Annotated in this window: 14 protein-coding genes; 9 read left to right on the forward strand and 5 right to left on the reverse strand. The window is 56.7% G+C overall.

Annotation, left to right across the window (positions count from 1 at the left end; translation table 11 throughout):
- The first annotated feature begins 141 nt into the window (after nucleotides 1–141).
- From ACQKLP_RS14385 to ACQKLP_RS14405, 5 genes are all read left to right on the forward strand, one after another.
- Nucleotides 142–873 carry an ImuA family protein gene (locus tag ACQKLP_RS14385; RefSeq protein ID WP_427323437.1) on the forward strand — a complete coding sequence of 244 codons (732 nt, stop codon included), beginning with the start codon at nucleotides 142–144 and terminating at the stop codon, nucleotides 871–873.
- A gap of 1 nt (nucleotide 874) precedes the next feature.
- Nucleotides 875–2,374, forward strand: a complete 1,500-nt coding sequence (locus tag ACQKLP_RS14390; protein WP_427323438.1) for a Y-family DNA polymerase — start codon at nucleotides 875–877, stop codon at nucleotides 2,372–2,374.
- A 17-nt stretch (nucleotides 2,375–2,391) separates the two neighbouring features.
- Nucleotides 2,392–5,559, forward strand: a complete 3,168-nt coding sequence (locus ACQKLP_RS14395; protein WP_427323439.1) for an error-prone DNA polymerase — start codon at nucleotides 2,392–2,394, stop codon at nucleotides 5,557–5,559.
- A gap of 94 nt (nucleotides 5,560–5,653) precedes the next feature.
- Entirely contained in the window at nucleotides 5,654–6,583 is a 930-nt protein-coding gene (locus tag ACQKLP_RS14400) for an alpha/beta fold hydrolase (protein WP_427323440.1), read from the forward strand.
- Between the two features lie 76 nt (nucleotides 6,584–6,659).
- Entirely contained in the window at nucleotides 6,660–6,893 is a 234-nt protein-coding gene (locus tag ACQKLP_RS14405; protein ID WP_427323441.1) for a hypothetical protein, read from the forward strand.
- Here ACQKLP_RS14405 and ACQKLP_RS14410 read toward each other — a convergent pair.
- The gene (locus ACQKLP_RS14410) at nucleotides 6,890–7,453 is read right to left on the reverse strand and encodes a DUF1003 domain-containing protein (RefSeq protein ID WP_427323442.1); all 564 of its coding nucleotides are present in this window, start codon (nucleotides 7,451–7,453) and stop codon (nucleotides 6,890–6,892) included. The genes ACQKLP_RS14405 and ACQKLP_RS14410 overlap by 4 nt on opposite strands.
- Nucleotides 7,454–7,629: 176 nt before the next feature.
- Between ACQKLP_RS14410 and ACQKLP_RS14415 the strand changes: the two genes are divergently transcribed.
- The 3 genes from ACQKLP_RS14415 to ACQKLP_RS14425 all read left to right on the forward strand — a co-directional run bounded on the left by ACQKLP_RS14415 (nucleotide 7,630) and on the right by ACQKLP_RS14425 (nucleotide 10,398).
- Complete coding sequence (locus tag ACQKLP_RS14415; RefSeq protein ID WP_427323443.1) at nucleotides 7,630–8,805, forward strand: hypothetical protein; 1,176 nt, start codon at nucleotides 7,630–7,632, stop codon at nucleotides 8,803–8,805.
- A gap of 31 nt (nucleotides 8,806–8,836) precedes the next feature.
- Nucleotides 8,837–9,568, forward strand: a complete 732-nt coding sequence (locus tag ACQKLP_RS14420) for an ATP-grasp domain-containing protein (RefSeq protein ID WP_427323444.1) — start codon at nucleotides 8,837–8,839, stop codon at nucleotides 9,566–9,568.
- A gap of 77 nt (nucleotides 9,569–9,645) precedes the next feature.
- The gene (locus tag ACQKLP_RS14425; protein ID WP_427323445.1) at nucleotides 9,646–10,398 is read left to right on the forward strand and encodes a DUF72 domain-containing protein; all 753 of its coding nucleotides are present in this window, start codon (nucleotides 9,646–9,648) and stop codon (nucleotides 10,396–10,398) included.
- Between the two features lie 38 nt (nucleotides 10,399–10,436).
- Here the strand turns inward: ACQKLP_RS14425 and ACQKLP_RS14430 are convergent, their stop codons facing one another.
- Nucleotides 10,437–10,772, reverse strand: coding sequence for a four-helix bundle copper-binding protein (locus ACQKLP_RS14430; RefSeq protein ID WP_427323446.1), 336 nt, complete (start codon nucleotides 10,770–10,772; stop codon nucleotides 10,437–10,439).
- A gap of 348 nt (nucleotides 10,773–11,120) precedes the next feature.
- Between ACQKLP_RS14430 and ACQKLP_RS14435 the strand changes: the two genes are divergently transcribed.
- Complete coding sequence (locus ACQKLP_RS14435; RefSeq protein ID WP_427323447.1) at nucleotides 11,121–12,899, forward strand: glycoside hydrolase domain-containing protein; 1,779 nt, start codon at nucleotides 11,121–11,123, stop codon at nucleotides 12,897–12,899.
- A gap of 61 nt (nucleotides 12,900–12,960) precedes the next feature.
- Here ACQKLP_RS14435 and ACQKLP_RS14440 read toward each other — a convergent pair whose 3' ends face one another.
- The 3 genes from ACQKLP_RS14440 to ACQKLP_RS14450 are packed head-to-tail and all read right to left on the reverse strand — an operon-like array spanning nucleotide 12,961 to nucleotide 15,394.
- A complete protein-coding gene (locus ACQKLP_RS14440; protein WP_427323448.1) occupies nucleotides 12,961–13,887 on the reverse strand; it encodes a molybdate ABC transporter substrate-binding protein in 927 nt (308 codons plus the stop codon).
- Between the two features lie 11 nt (nucleotides 13,888–13,898).
- Nucleotides 13,899–14,369, reverse strand: a complete 471-nt coding sequence (locus tag ACQKLP_RS14445; RefSeq protein ID WP_427323449.1) for a DsrE family protein — start codon at nucleotides 14,367–14,369, stop codon at nucleotides 13,899–13,901.
- Between the two features lie 5 nt (nucleotides 14,370–14,374).
- The gene (locus ACQKLP_RS14450; protein WP_427323450.1) at nucleotides 14,375–15,394 is read right to left on the reverse strand and encodes a c-type cytochrome; all 1,020 of its coding nucleotides are present in this window, start codon (nucleotides 15,392–15,394) and stop codon (nucleotides 14,375–14,377) included.
- Between the last annotated feature and the right edge of the window lie 321 nt (nucleotides 15,395–15,715).

Genomic DNA, 15,715 nt, shown 5'->3' on the forward strand with positions numbered 1-15,715 from the left:
CGTTGCCTGTTGACAGCAATCCTTCAACCCGAAAATCCTCCGAAGGCATTGCTGGGCTAAAACCCAAACTACACAAACAACTTTGAAATGCTAATATTTTTAGTATTTTTGCTAAAGACTTACGCAAGCGATCATTGGCGCATGGAACCGGCAAAACAAGATATCATCCAGGATTTGCGGAGGGAAATCCTCCGGCTCCAGGGCTTAAAGGCAGCCACCACCGAAATCCCGGAAGATTTCGGCCTCGGCGCCATCAGCCATGTTTTCCCGCAGGGCGTTTTCCCGACCGGTGTGATCCATGAACTGACAACTGCCGAATCGCCCATGTCCGCCGCCAGCGGCTTCGCCTGTTATTTACTGAGCCGCCTCATGCGCCGGGGCACCGTTTCCGCCTGGATCTCCACGCACCGCACCTTATTCCCGCCCGCACTGGCCGGTTACGGCATCGAGCCAGACCGCATCCTTTTCATCGACGCCGCCAGCGGCCGCGATGCGCTCTGGGCCATGGAAGAAGCCCTCCGCTGCGATCAGCTGGCCGCCGTGGTCGGTGAAGTGCGCGATCTCGATTTCACCGCCTCCCGCCGCTTACAACTCGCGGTTGAGAAAAGTAAAGTCACCGGCCTGGTATTACGCCCCCTCGGCAGCAGGCTCGTTCAAAACGCCTGTGTTTCGCGCTGGCATATTTCCTCCCTGCCCAGCGCCCCCTCCGCCGGCCTCCCAGGCGTCGGGCACGCCCGCTGGAAAGTAGAGCTCCTCAAAATGAGAGGCGGCAAAACCGGGATGTGGGAAATGGAATGGACACCCGAAACCCTGCACATCCTTACTCCGGCCAAAACACCAATCACCGCAGACGAATGGCGAAAAATCGGGTAGCATGGAACAGCGGTACGTTTCAATATGGTTCCGTCACCTCCTTACGGACTGGATGGCCATCCGCACCCCGGCGCTCGCCGGAACGGCCTTCGTATTCACCACCAAAGACAGGGGCAGGAACATGGTTTCCCACGCCAGTGCCGCCGCCCAATCCGCCGGCATCGCGCCCGGCATGCTGCTCACGGATGCACGGGCACGTGTGAACGGGCTGCAGGATTTCGAATTGACCGAAAACCAGGAAACGCACATCCTCCAAAAAATCGCCAACTGGTGCCTGCGCTTCACGCCCGCTGTGGCCCTCGACGCACCCGACGGACTGCTATTGAACGTGACCGGCTGTGCGCATCTTTGGGGCGGGGAAGCAGCTTACCTGTCTGATTTGATGGAAAAGCTCACCTCATTCGGGTACATCCTGAACGCAGGCATGGCCCCTTCGCCCGGAAGTGCCTGGGCCATAGCGCGGTTCGGCTCCGCCAGACAGATCGTCCCCAACGGAGATCAGCTCAAAGCCTTGCTCAGTTTGCCTCCCGCCGCATTGCGCCTGGAGCAGCACACGGTAAACCGCCTCTATCAGCTGGGCCTGGAACGGATCGAGGATTTCATCAAAATGCCGCGCCCCATGCTCCGCCGCCGGTTCGGGCCGCTGCTGCTCACCCGGATCGACCAGGCGCTGGGCTACGAGGCCGAGCCCCTGACCTACATCCAGCCTCCCGTTCCCTACAACGAGCGCCTCCCGTGCCTGGAGCCCATCATGACCGCCACCGGCGTCACCATTGCACTGGAGCGCCTGCTCGAACACCTCTGCGCACGCCTCCAGGCAGAAGGCCAGGGCCTCCGGAAAGCCACGCTGCTGGCCTATCGCATCGACGGCAAAACCGTTTCCGTCCAAATCACCAGCAACCATGCTTCCAGCCATGCCGCGCATCTGCTGCACCTGTTTTCCATCCGCATCCCGCAGCTGGAGCCAGGCCCAGGCATCGAAACCTTCGTATTGCAGGCGGAGCGCGTGCAGTCCGTAGCATCCACGCAGGAAGGGATCTGGCGCAGCAACGGCGGCTTGCAGGACGTGGCGGTCGCTGAAATGCTGGACAGGGTTTCCGCCAAACTCGGCCCGAACGTCATCGGCCGGTACTTGCCCCAGGCACAGCACTGGCCGGAACAATCGTACCGGGTGACCGACAGTCTTACCGACAATCCCTCCATCGCCTGGCCTGAAAAACTGCGCCCGGTCTCCCTGCTCGCCAAACCCCAGCCCATCACCGTCACCGCCCCGATCCCGGACTATCCGCCCATGCTTTTCATCATGAACGGAAAAATCCACACCATCAAAAAAGCCGACGGGCCGGAACGCATCGAACGGGCATGGTGGACAGACACCGGCGAACACCGCGATTATTACATTGTGGAAGACCACGAAGGCCGCCGCTTCTGGATTTTCCGGCTGGGGCATTACGATCCGGAAAAACCTGCCGGGTGGTTCGTCCATGGTTATTTCCCCTGAACAAAAACTTTAACGGTATGGCATATACGGAATTACAGGTCACCAGCAACTTCTCCTTCCTGCAAGGGGCCAGCCACCCCGATGAACTGGTGGAGGAATCGGCGATCCTGAAATACAGCGCGCTCGCCATTACCGACCACAATACCATGGCCGGCATCGTGCGGGCGCATACGGCCGCGAAAGCTTTCGGCATCCGGCTCATCGTGGGCTGCAGGCTCAACCTGACAGACGGGCCAGGCTTGCTGGCATTCCCGACGGACGCGGCGGCTTACGGCAATATCTCGACGCTGCTGTCTACCGGGAACATGCGCGCAGAAAAGGGGAGATGCGATATTTCGCGGTCGGACCTCGCACAATACGCGAAGGGAAGCCGCTTCATCGTTATTCCCCCGGCTACCCTCAACCGCTCCTTCAACTTCGAACCCGATTTCGAGCGGCAAATGGGCGATTACCACGATCTCCTCGGCAATCAGCTCTACATCGCCGCCAGCCATGGTTATATGGGAGACGACCGCAAGCGTATTTTCCGCATCCAGCAATTGGCGGAACGCTTCAAAGCGCCTATGGTGGCTACGAACGATGTGCATTACCATAATGCCGGAAGGCGCCAGTTGCAGGACGTGCTGACCTGTATCCGTAACAAATGCACCATCACCACGGCGGGTTACCTGCTGCATCCCAACGCGGAGCGGCATTTGAAGACTTCCCGGGAGATGGAGCGCCTGTTCCGCCAATACCCCGACGCCATCGCGCGGACGCAGGAGATCGCCGAAGCGGCACGCTTTTCCCTCGACCAGCTCACTTACGTCTATCCCCGGGAAATCACGCGGGAAGGGCGTTCCCCGCAAGCGGAACTGGAAGTGCTGGCCTGGGAAGGCGCCCACGACCGGTATGGTCAAATCATCCCCCAACAAATCCAGACCGACATCAGGAAGGAGCTGGATTTTATCGAAAGAATGGAATACGCGCCGTTTTTTCTCACCGTGTACGATGTGGTCCGGTATTGCAAAGTGAATGAGATCCTTTGCCAGGGGCGCGGATCCGCGGCCAACTCCACCGTTTGTTTCGTAACGGGCATTACGTCTGTCGACCCCACCAAATTCTCCCTGCTGTTCGAGCGGTTCGCATCCGCCGCCCGACGCGAACCACCCGATATCGATCTCGACATCGAGCATGAGCGGCGCGAAGAAGTGATCCAGTACCTCTACAACAAATACGGCCGGCACAGGGCCGCCATCATCGCTACCGTTACCCAGCAACGTACCAAAGGCGCCATTCTCGATGTGGGCAAGGCGATGGGGCTTTCTACGGAAACGACCAGCAAGCTCGGGAGCCTCGTCCATGAAGAAGACGACGAACATGCCGGCGAAGCGGCGATGAAGGAACTGGGCCTCAACGCCAAAGACCCGCATTTGCAGAAAGTGCTCGCCATTACCCGGCAGTACGTCGGTTTTCCGCGGCAATTGGGCCAGCACGTCGGCGGGTTCGTGATCACGGACGGCAGGTTGTCCGACCTCTGTCCCGTTTTCCCGGCGCGTATGGAAAACCGCAGCAACATCGAATGGAACAAAGACGATATCGATGAACTGGGCTTCGTGAAAGTGGACGTGCTGGCGCTGGGGATGCTGACCTGTATCCGTAAATCGTTCCAGCTGCTGAAAGCGCATTACGGCCGCGACCTTACGCTGGCCACCGTTCCGCAAGACGATCCGGCCGTATACAAAATGATCAGTGCGGCGGATACGATCGGGGTTTTCCAGATCGAAAGCCGGGCGCAGATGTCGATGCTCCCGCGGCTGGCGCCTAAAACGTTTTACGACCTCGTGGTGGAAGTGGCGATCGTAAGGCCCGGGCCCATCCAGGGCAACATGGTGCATCCCTACCTTCGGCGGCGCATGGGCCTGGAGCCGGTCAGCTATCCGTCGCCGGAGCTGGAGCAGATCCTGGGGCGTACCCTCGGCATTCCGCTCTTCCAGGAACAGGCCATGAAAATCGCGATCGTGGCGGCGGGGTTCACGGCGGAGGAGGCAGACCTGTTGCGCCGCAGCATGGCCAGTTTCAAGGTGAACGGGACGTTATTCAAGTTTGAAAAGAAGCTGGTGGATGGGATGACTTCCCGCGGGTACGACCGGGAATTTGCGCAGAATATCTTCGAGCAGTTGAAGGGGTTCGGGAGTTATGGTTTCCCGGAAAGCCACGCCGCTTCTTTCGCTTTGCTGGTCTACATTTCAGCCTGGATCAAATGCCATTACCCGGATGTGTTCGCCTGTGCTTTGCTGAACGCCCAGCCTATGGGTTTCTATGCGCCCGCCCAGATCGTCGCCGATGCAAGACGGCATGGGGTGGAGGTGTTGCCTGTTGACGTGAATATCTCCGGGTGGGACAATACCCTCGAGCCCTCCAACGGAAAATACCACGCCATGCGCCTGGGCCTACGGCAGGTGAAAGGCGTACAGCAGGCGGAGATGGACGTAATGATAGCGCACCGCAAAACCGGCTACCAGCGCGTTTCCCAGCTACGCGATGCAGGTGTTAGCCAGGCCATGATCGAGAAGCTCGCTGAAGCGGACGCGTTCCGGTCTATCGGCATCGACAGGCGGCGCGCGCTGTGGGAGGCCGCGGCGTTGACAGACAGGCCCACGGGCATGTTCGCCGGTCAGGCCGTTGAGACGAAACCGGAATCGCAATTGCAGCTGCCGCTGATGACCGACGCCCAGCATGTGGTGCAGGATTACGCTACCACTTCACTATCCCTCAAAGCCCATCCCCTGAACTTTTTACGCCCGCGGCTGGAGATGCTGGGGGCCGTTACTTCCGCCGCGCTCGAAGCCCTGGGCCAGGGCGCCTTCGTTAAACTGGCGGGCCTGGTGCTGGTGCGCCAGCGTCCGCCCACCGCTAAAAACGTCACGTTCATTACGCTCGAAGATGAATCGGGGAGCTACAACCTCATCGTGTATGAAGCTGTTTTCGAAAAGTTCAAACATGCGATTTTGCAGGCGGATTTATTGCTGATCGAAGGGAAAGTGCAGCGGGAACAAAAAGTGATGCACATCGTGGTGAGCGCGGCGCACGACATCAGTAAAATGCTGGCCGGCCTTTCGAAATCCGGGAAACGGGTGTACGACGGCGGCGGGGAAGAACGGCCGAAAGGGAAAGTGTTCCCCGGGTCGAGGGATTTCAAGTAAAGCTGTCGTTTTCAACCCTGCTAATTGTCGCATCTGCACAGCAGCTAACAGAAGATTGTTCACGAGTTTTGTTGCATCATTTAAACGAAACTATATGAACAAGCACATCCTTGCCCGCATCGCCCTCATCCTCACGGTAGCGGCCGCCTCCTGCCAACAGGCCACTAAAGAAAAACCGGTCGGCACATCCAAAGACACTACTACCCAACAGCAACCGCTTAAGCCCGCCGACAGCGGATTTGCGGACGTCAACGGCATCAAAATGTATTATGAAGTGTATGGCGAAGGGAAGCCCATCGTGCTGCTGCATGGCTCTTTCATGAATATTCCCCTGAACTGGGGCCATATCATCCCCTTGTTGAAAGACCGCAAGGTGATCGTCGCCGAAATGCAGGGCCATGGCCGCACCAAAGATACCGACCGCGCATTCAGCTATGAAAACATGGCAGACGATGTTTCCGGCCTGCTCAAACATTTGAAGATCGATAGCGCCGATGTGCTGGGATACAGCATGGGCGGAGGGGTCGCGTTCCAGATGGCGATCCGTCACCCCGAACAGGTGCGCCGGCTCATCGTGGTTTCCGGATCGTATGCGCACGACGGCTGGTGGCCCGACGTGGAAGCCAGTTTCGGAACGATGACGGCGGATATGTTCAAGGGAAGCCCCATCGAGCAGCAATACCTCGCTTACGGCAATGATTCCACCAAATTCGCGACTTACATCAAAAAAGTACTGAGCGCAGACCTGACAACTTACGACTGGTCGAAGGATGCGAAAAACATCAAAGCCCCGCTGTTCTTCGTGATCGGCGATGCGGACGGGATCCGTTACGAGCATGCGATCGAGCTGTTCAAAGCGAAAGGCGGCGGAAAGATGGGCGATATGCACGGCCTGCCCCAATCGCGCCTCGCCATCCTCCCCGGCACCACGCATATCGGGATGATGCAGCGCACCGGCTGGCTGATCCCCATGGTGACGGATTTCCTGGATTCCGATCTGGACCCCACACCGCCGACGTTCTAAATAATGTGGAAAAAATATGGACCGTGATGGGCCGGAATCCAGCTGAAAACCCCAGTGTTTTCGGCACTTTTGGCCCATGACGGCCATTCGTTTTTCAGCTACTTTCGGACATGAGATCAAAACCGTGGAACTCAAGGAAGTTTCCGGGACGGGCGGGCTTTGGTTCCTGCTGATCGACAACTTTTACATCGCATCCTTCAGAAAAAGCGCGGCCACCTGGGAATGCGGTTTCCAGGACCCTCCGGGCTGGGTGACCTCGGCCGACATGCAGGTCCTTTGCGACATGATCGCTGCAACCCCTTCCTGCTAGCGCGATTTCGATTCCAGCTTCTCTATTTTCGTCATTAATTCCTTCAGCAACGCGAGTTGCGCTTCCTGCGACTTGTACAGTTCCTGCACCTGTTCTTCCAGGAGGATGTCGATTTTCTGATGCAGGCTGCGGATCTCCAGTTCGGCTTTCAGGTTCACGAGATAATCGTTCTCGTTCCGCATGCGGTCTTTTTCCTCCTGGCGGTTCTGACTCATCATGATGATGGGCGCCTGCAGCGCCGCGATGCACGACAACACGAGGTTCATGAGGATGAAAGGGTAGGGATCGAACCGGTCCGACAGCGGGCTCAGCACATTAAAAAGCACCCAAAGCACCAAAATCACCGCAAAAGAGCAGATGAACGCCCAGCTGCCGCCGAAGCGGGCGACTTTATCGGATATCCGTTGTCCGCGGGTGAGGATTTCCTTCGGCGGATGCAGCAGGTTATTGACGATCAGTTCTTCTTCCTCCATCGTTTTCTGGACGATTTCGTGGAGCTTTTTTACCTGTTCATTGCTCTGGCCGATCATGCCGGTGATTTCTTTTTCAACCTGTTCCATAGTTCGAGGGTTAGTGAGGTATTTCTCAAATGTAGGAAATCTGCCGTATCGCCGCAGCCGATTTGGCCGCCTGCCCGGAATTTCGTAATATTTGTGCGTTGCAGCCCCGATAACAAGCCCCATTTTCCAGATAGGCAGGATCAGCCCCGCATTACTTTCCATCCATCTTTCCTGACATGAAAAACAACCCCGCCACCGCCACACCACAGGTACAGCCCAAAACGCCCGCGCCATTTTTCCCGGCCGCCGGCGCATCCTTTTTCGCGCCCGCCGCACCGGTGGCGCCACAAGCCCAGTTGCTGCAGCGCGTTCCGGAAGATACGGGCGCCATGCATGAAGGCATCGCGGAAGAATACCGCCGCTCGCACGGGTTAACGGATGAAGACGGGCTATCCACTGCCGAGATCGTTTATCACCTGAGCGACCCTGTGTACGTGTTGAACCACGACGCCTGGACTTCCCGCAATTATTCCGCTACCGTGCAGGCCTGGCAAGACAGCAGGCCCATCTGGCCCGTGCTGAACGGCCCTTCCGCGAAGATCAATTTCCTCCGGTTCATCCTTCATTTCGACCAAACGAACTGCCGCCCGTACCGCACCGGCGGCGCCAGTTCGGGCGGGAGCTGCGAAGCTACGGCTACCGCGCTGCAGACTTTCGAGAACGTCTGCCAGGGCTTTGCCACGCAGATGTACGCCCGGTACACATCGGCTGCCAGGATGGACGAAGCCACGACGGCGCGGATGTCGTCGCTCGCGCAGATAGACGTGGGCACCGTGCCGCAGAAGTTCCACATCACCATTTTCATCGCCACCGTTCCGGGACATGCCTTCAACGCCGTACAGATCGCCGACAACCCCGCAGACATTCATTCCTACGTGTTTTTCGAACCGCAGAACGACCAGATCATGACGGCCGACGATCCGCAACTCCGCTCCAGCATCTACGCCACAGCAGGCACGTTTACCCTGAGCCGGCTCACCGGTTTCAACGAACGGGGGCAATACGAGCAGGAATCCACGCACACTTTCATCATGGACGCCACCCATACGTTCACGGGGCTCCTGTTGCGGGCAGACCAGCGCATGCATGTGAACCGCTTGCTGCGGGACATCTTCATGGTGGAAGACGGCCATGCCTGGGCTTTCCTGCAAAACGAACGGCCCGGTATAACGATCGATACCGTGGTGCAGGAAACGATCCGCGGGATGCCGGACGATACGCTGGCGATGATCTTCCCCTTCCTCAACGGCCGGCAATTCCGCCGGAGCAGCAGTGGTGCGATGGAAACGATCGACAGGACGGTATTCCTCGGTTTGATGAACAGGCCTGGGCTGGAGGGGTTGATACATTGAATGCAAAAGGGAGGATCATTATCTTAGCGGCATGAAAGCATACATCCAGACTGCCGCACAGCATCAATGTTCCAACTCCAACTCATTTGCCGCTTATGATGGTTTTCAACAATTAGGATGGGAAACTGTATTTTTCAGGGATGCGGCGGCGATTGCGGATAACGAACCAGACAATGTAGTGGTAGGCAATATCAGCGATGTGCATGCATCATTGCGGAAGTTCAATATCGAAGTGCCCGCTCCGCTGGACTATCCCGATTCCCTGCAGGCGTTCCTGGGCCGGAAGATCTGGGTTTCCACGATGCATACGGTGGCGAAAGGGCCATCTTTCAACATTTTCATCAAACCATTGCACCGGTCGAAGTCCTTTACAGGAAAGTTGATTTCCTGCGAAAGGGATTTGATCGGCTGTTACGATTACCAGGAAGACATGGACATTCTCTGCGCCGAGCCCGTTCATTTCCTGGCGGAGTGGCGATGCTTCGTCCGGTATGGTACAATTCTCGACGTCCGCCGTTACCGCGGCGACTGGCGCCTGCATTTCGACCCGGCCGTCATTGAGAACGCCTTGCATAGTTACCAGAACGCACCAAAAGCATTTGCGCTCGATTTCGGCGTAACCGACAAGGGCGAAACGCTTTTGGTGGAAGCCAACGACGGGTATTCACTGGGCACATATGGATTGCCGGCGCTGGACTATGCGAAACTGTTGTCGGCCCGGTGGGCGGAGCTGACGGGTACCAGGGATTATGCGGATTTTTAAGCCCCCGCTGTTCCATTCCCATGACGATTTTCATTCCGGAACCCTTTTTGCTGCAATTCCCTACAAACCAGCCCGTCATGAAGGAAAAGCAGACAGGAAAATTCCATTCCGGCACCAGCGGCCTTGTGCTGCCCGTCCCCAATAAACAGGCATTTCCGCCGGAATTCCGTGATAAAACAAGACTGGCATATTACGGATCCCTCTTCAACAGTATCGAGATCAACCGTTCTTTTTACACCGTTCCCATGGCAGGCACGGTGAAACGTTGGGTGGAAGAAGTTCCCCGGTATTTCACATTTACCTTCAAACTGTGGCGCGGCATCACGCATGTGAAAGACCTGGCCTACAGCGATGAAGACGTGCATCGTTTTATGCAGGCCATCGCGGGAGCGGGGGAGAAGAAGGGCTGTTTGCTGATACAGTTGCCGCCGTCGATCGGGGTGGATCATTTGCAGAAAATCGAACGGTTGATCCATTTGGTACAGACGGAAGGTTCTGGTTGGAAGATCGCACTGGAACTGCGGCACGCGTCCTGGTATAACGCAGAAACATTTGCCATGGCGGATAACATGGGATGCAGCATCGTGTTGCACGATATGCCGCGGTCGGCCAACGAGCGACTGAATCCCGCGGCGCCATTCGTTTATCTGCGATTTCATGGCCCTGCGGGTGATTACAAAGGCGGGTATGGCCCTGCGCACCTGCGGTTCCGATGCCGGCAAATCCGTGCCTGGAGGCGGGAGGGGAAAGAAGTATTCGTTTATTTCAACAATACCATCGGCGATGCGATCCAGGATTTGCTCGCGCTGAACCGGATGGTGGAACGGTGAAGCAACCGGAGGACGACAATAATTTGGGCTATTTCATCCTACCGTTCGTTCATGGCACGACAGGCTTCCGCACAACGCCGGCAAATACGGGCGCATTCCCGGCAATGCTCGTTATCATGTTTTTCGCATTCATCCGCGCAGGCTTCGCACATATCCGCGCAAATGGTACAGATCATGGTGGCCTGGCTGCTGCCAAGGCTCATCAATTGTGCGGCGGCGTAGCAGATGGCCGCGCATTCCATATCGAGCTGGATGCATCGTGCCATATGCGCCACATCGGGTTCCTGCGTGCAGGAGCTCGCACAGTGGTTGCAAACGGCCGCACATTGCAGGCAGAGATCGATGCATTCCTTGTTTTCGTGGTAACCAGACATAAGCTTGCGTATTGGTGGATGGAATAGTCACCGCGAAAACAGTACCAGCGGCGGGCTTGCAGCTGCAATTAACTGTAAACCTGCATATTAAGTTTATCAATCAAACAGCAGGGGAATGAGCAGGTGAGGATTTTCCGCGACACTCCGGGCATGGCCGTATTAACTATGCTTTGTCTTTGCGGCAGTTAGCTTTTTTAATGCTTTACAGCGGATGCATGCCCGGGAATTTATCCCAACCATCTGCGCTCATCGGCAAAATCCTACCGCCAATCGAAATCAATTGCAATAAAAAACAAGTTTTATTAGCTTTAAACGAAACTTCATCCAATTATTTACCAATTTAATCTAATGAACGCAAGACGACAGATGTACCGATTCATTTGCTTCGGCGCCCTCACAGCGGTGGCCACAGCAGGTTACAGCCAGCAGCAATGGGATAAGGGACAAACATTCATCGAAGCGCCGGACCCCGTTAAGGTCAACGAAGCGGCCTGGCATTCCGTAAAATCCGGTCTGCACGCCTCCTTCGCCTCGCTCGACAAGCGATACGCCAAATCTGAGGTGCCCGCAGTAAAAACCTCCAGCAGCATCAAGCTCAAAGGCTGGAAAGGCGAGCGCATTTCCGCACAGATCGTACTGTGGACGGGCGATTCTATTCCCAACGTGAAAGTGCAGGTAGGCGATTTCGTCTCCAAAAACGGCCAGCAACTCGGGCCCATCGGGTACGCGCGGTTCGAAAGGTACGTGATGACCGACGAATACGGCCCCGGTTGCGGCTATCGCAAGAACGGCGACTTCCCGGCATCGCTTTCGCCCGATATGCTGGACGATCTATCGTCCTTCAGCCTCGAGAAAAACAAAACCCGCCCGGTCTGGATCACGATAGACATACCGGCGAACGCAGACAAAGGCACCTATTCCGCTAAAGTCGCCATCACGTCCGACAAAGGCAAAAAACAGGAACTGAGCATCGCGCTCGAGGTGATCGACCTCGTGCTGCCGCCAGCTTCCGACTGGAAGTTCCACCTCGACCAATGGCAGCACCCCTCTGCCGTGGCCCGTGTCAATAACCTGCCCATGTGGAGCGACGAACACTTCGAAGCCATGAAACCGCAGATGAAAATGCTCGCCGACGCCGGGCAGAAAGTGATCACCGCCACGCTGAACAAAGATCCCTGGCACGTACAAACCCTCGATCCATATGCCGATATGATCATCTGGACGAAAGAAGCGAACGGCGCCTGGTCGTACGACTACCGCGTGTTCGACCGGTGGATCTCCTTCATGATGGACCTCGGCATCCGCCAGATGATCGACTGCTACTCCATCGTGCCCTGGAACAACGAAATCCATTATAAAGACGCAAAAACCGGCAGGTTCATCGACGTAGTTGCCAAACCCGGCACCGAAACTTTCCGGGTAATGTGGGAACCGTTCCTGAAAGATTTCGCCAAACACCTCAAAGAGAAAGGATGGCTGGACATCACGAACATCGCGCTGGACGAGCGGAATAAAGATGAAATGGGCGCCGCGTTCGACCTCATCGCCAAAGTGGCACCGGAACTGGGCGTTGCGTATGCCGACAACCAGCAAACCTACAAACGCTACACCAACAGCGATAACGTAAGCACGGCCGTGCAGCACCCCATCGATCCGAAAGACCTCGCGGAGCGCCGCGCCAAAGGCCTGAACACGACGTTCTACGTTTACTGCGGCAACCGCTTCCCCAACCAGTTCACCTTTTCCGCGCCCGCGGAATCCGCTTACATGGGCTGGTATGCCGAAGCAGCGGGGTACGACGGCGTATTGCGCTGGGCATTCAATTCCTGGGTGGAAAATCCGCTGGTGGAATCCCGGTTCCGGACATGGCCTGCAGGCGACACGTACATCGTGTACCCCCAGGCCCGCAGCTCCATCCGTTACGAGCGCATGATCGAGGGCATCCAGGATTATGAGAAAATCCAGATCGTGAAGAAAAAGCTCGAAGAAAAGAACGACACCACACGCCTGAAAGCCCTTCAGACCGCGATCGCCAAACTGAGCGACATTAAAAACACCCGCTGGAACGAAGAACTGAACGCAGCGAAAGCATTGCTGGACGAAGCATCCGCTTCACTGACCAAGTAATCCGTCACCGGTTAAAATAATGACAAAGGGAGCCAACGCGGCTCCCTTTGCTGTTTTCGGGTCATTGTCCTCCCGACGTAAATCCGTATTTCCGGTAGATCCCCCGGGCGGTTTCGCTGGTCAGGAACCGCATGAAATCCGCTGCCGCCTGTTGATGGGGCGCGTTTTTCAGCTGTCCGGCCATATAAGTGGCCCTGATATTTTCCTGGTCGGGCACGGTAACCATCTCTACCGGGTGGCCGATCATGCGCTGGTAGTGCGCTTCCGAATACCAGACCGGGCCCGCATCGCTGGTGCCGTACAGCATGCGCATGGGCGTCTGGCGGTGATGGATCTGCGTCAGGTAAGTAGAACTGTCTGCCACCTTATCTTTCATGATCCGGTCTTTCAGCGTGGTACCGCCCGCTTTCACGTACGCTTCCTCGATGCGCCGGCCGATCCCTTCCCAGGCGGGGTTGGGCATGCTCACGCGGACGTCTTTGCGGGCGAGGTCTTTCCATCCGTGAATGCCCTTGGGATTGCCCTTGGCCACCATGATGGCGAGTTTGTTGTAAGCGTAGGTAACGGTATCCGAGAATTTATCGGCCATCTGGTCGATGCGGGTTTTACCGGCGGTGTAAACGTCGGGTTGCAGGGTGATGCGCATATTCCCGATCGTGATAGATCCGCCTTCGATCTGCCTGGCGAGGATCCCGGGCGGGAGGGTTTCCGCGAAAATGCGCTGGTATTGCGGATGCGCTTTTTTGAAAGCCGCCAGCAGATCGTCTATCACCATAAACTGGTTCCCCGCGAAAAAGATCACGAGCTGGGGATCGTTGATGTCCCCGAACAGATCCGGCACATTGTCTACGCCCGGCACGGTGAACATCACTTTGCTTTCCGGGGGCGTGTTCCAGGGCGGATCGAACCGGTATTCCTGGGCAAAGGCGTGGCCTTCGGCGGCCGTCAGTAGCGCGGCCGCCGTTATTTTCCGTATGTATTTTCGCATGGTTTTTTCTTTTATGGTTTGATGACAGCCCAGCCTTCCGCCTGGCGGATGATCAGTTCGCCGTTGCCGCTGGGAATGAGGGCGATGAAATCGAATAACAGGTTGCGGTCTATTTTGCGTTCACGGAGGGTATTGCTGCACTGGGCAACGATAACGCCCTTCTCCGCCAATGCCTTGATCGGTTCCAGGTATTTGCCAGACAGCAGGTAGGCGTCCGTACCGCCGCTGAAGGCCACCAGCTCCACTTCCAGCTTGCCGGCGAGGCGGGGGTCGGTGAGGGCGTTGTTGATGTTGCGGATCGTTTTTTCGATGATCTTCGGTTCGTTACTGTCGAGCTGATAAACGACACGGTACTTCTTGCCGTTCGCCTTAGCGCCCGTGTACGCCGCGTTCTTCTGCAAAACGGGTGAATTTTCCTGCTGCGCCATCGCTGTTCCCATACACAGGCCGAAACCCAGGAAGAGCATTGCCAATTGTTTCATAATTCTCATTTTGATGTGTGATGATTTGCTTTCCAAACTTCCCGCGCGATCTCTATCGGGCCGAACGGACCGTACTTATGCTGCTCCTCCGTAAAGGAATCCACATACGGGCCAAACGGGTAATCTACGGGCTTTTTTTCAATGTCGTGCCAATCCGCCCGCTGATCTTTATGCGGACGGGGCTGGCTGTTGATGAACGCGGCTACGTCCCACGCTTCCTCGACGGTCAGCAATGGCTGGTGGTAATCGACGCCGTGGGGCATGTTGTTCCGCACGAAACCCGCCATATTGCCCAGCCGGTGAAGGCCGGCGCCGTCGTTGAAGCTGTGTGGCCCCCAAACGGGCGGATAGGTGTAGCCGGATGCATCAGCGTTGAATTGGCCTTCTCCGTTTGCGCCATGGCAGCGTTGACAGTTGGCGCTGTAAACGCGTTGCCCGGCGGCGGGGGATGCAGGGCGTTTCAGATAGGGGAGCTTCGCCAGGCGGGTGCCGCCGCGCACGGTACCTTTCGGGAGATCTTCGCCCAGCCAGCGGATGTAGGCGTTGATGGCCTGCATTTCGCGGGTGGAGCTATCCATCGCGGAACCGTTGAGGCTTCGCTCCAGGCAATCGTTGATACGGTCGTAGATGGACTGCACGCCGTTGTTGCGCGCCCGGAACTGGGGGTAGGTGGCGGCCACTTTCCCGAAGTTGTTGCCGAAGGGAATGGTGCCGCCTGCGAGGTGGCAATGCTGGCAATTCATGCCGTTGGTGATGCGGCGTACAGTGCCCTCGGGGCCCAGGTACTTCGATGTGTTTTCGATAAGCTGCGCGCCGTACCATATCAGTTCTCCGTGCTCGGTGCCGCGGGGGATCTGGTATTTGTTCCATCCCCTCCAGACGGTGTCTGCAGGCAGGGAGGCTTTGTAGGCGGCGATTTCACGGTCGATCGCTAATTGTTTACTGTGGCTTTTTGCGTATTCACTGCCGGCAACGATCGTGGCGATCAGTAGGATCGAGCCCGGCAGCCAAGAATGCTTCATCATCATGGTTGCGTTTTTGTTGCATACAATTGCAGGTGGGTCACTGAAAGAATGGTCAACAAACGGCGCCGTGTCGAATGGTCAGTTTCCTTATTTCCTGATTTCCGTGTTGCAAATATGTATTGCAATTGCATAGAAAGGAAATGACTAATTGCAATCCCCCATAACCAGAAGTTATTGATTCCCTGTAAATGCCGCACCGGCAACGGTTACACGAAAATGCCGGTCATTACTATACACGATATAAGTACCCGAATAGGCCGGTGCCTGCGGTCCGGTCCATAAAAAAAGGTGGCCACAGCGCCACCTTTTTTCGTTGTGCAG

Origin of the sequence: Chitinophaga sp. NPDC101104 (assembly GCF_050277495.1) — a bacterium.
Classification (GTDB): domain Bacteria; phylum Bacteroidota; class Bacteroidia; order Chitinophagales; family Chitinophagaceae; genus Chitinophaga.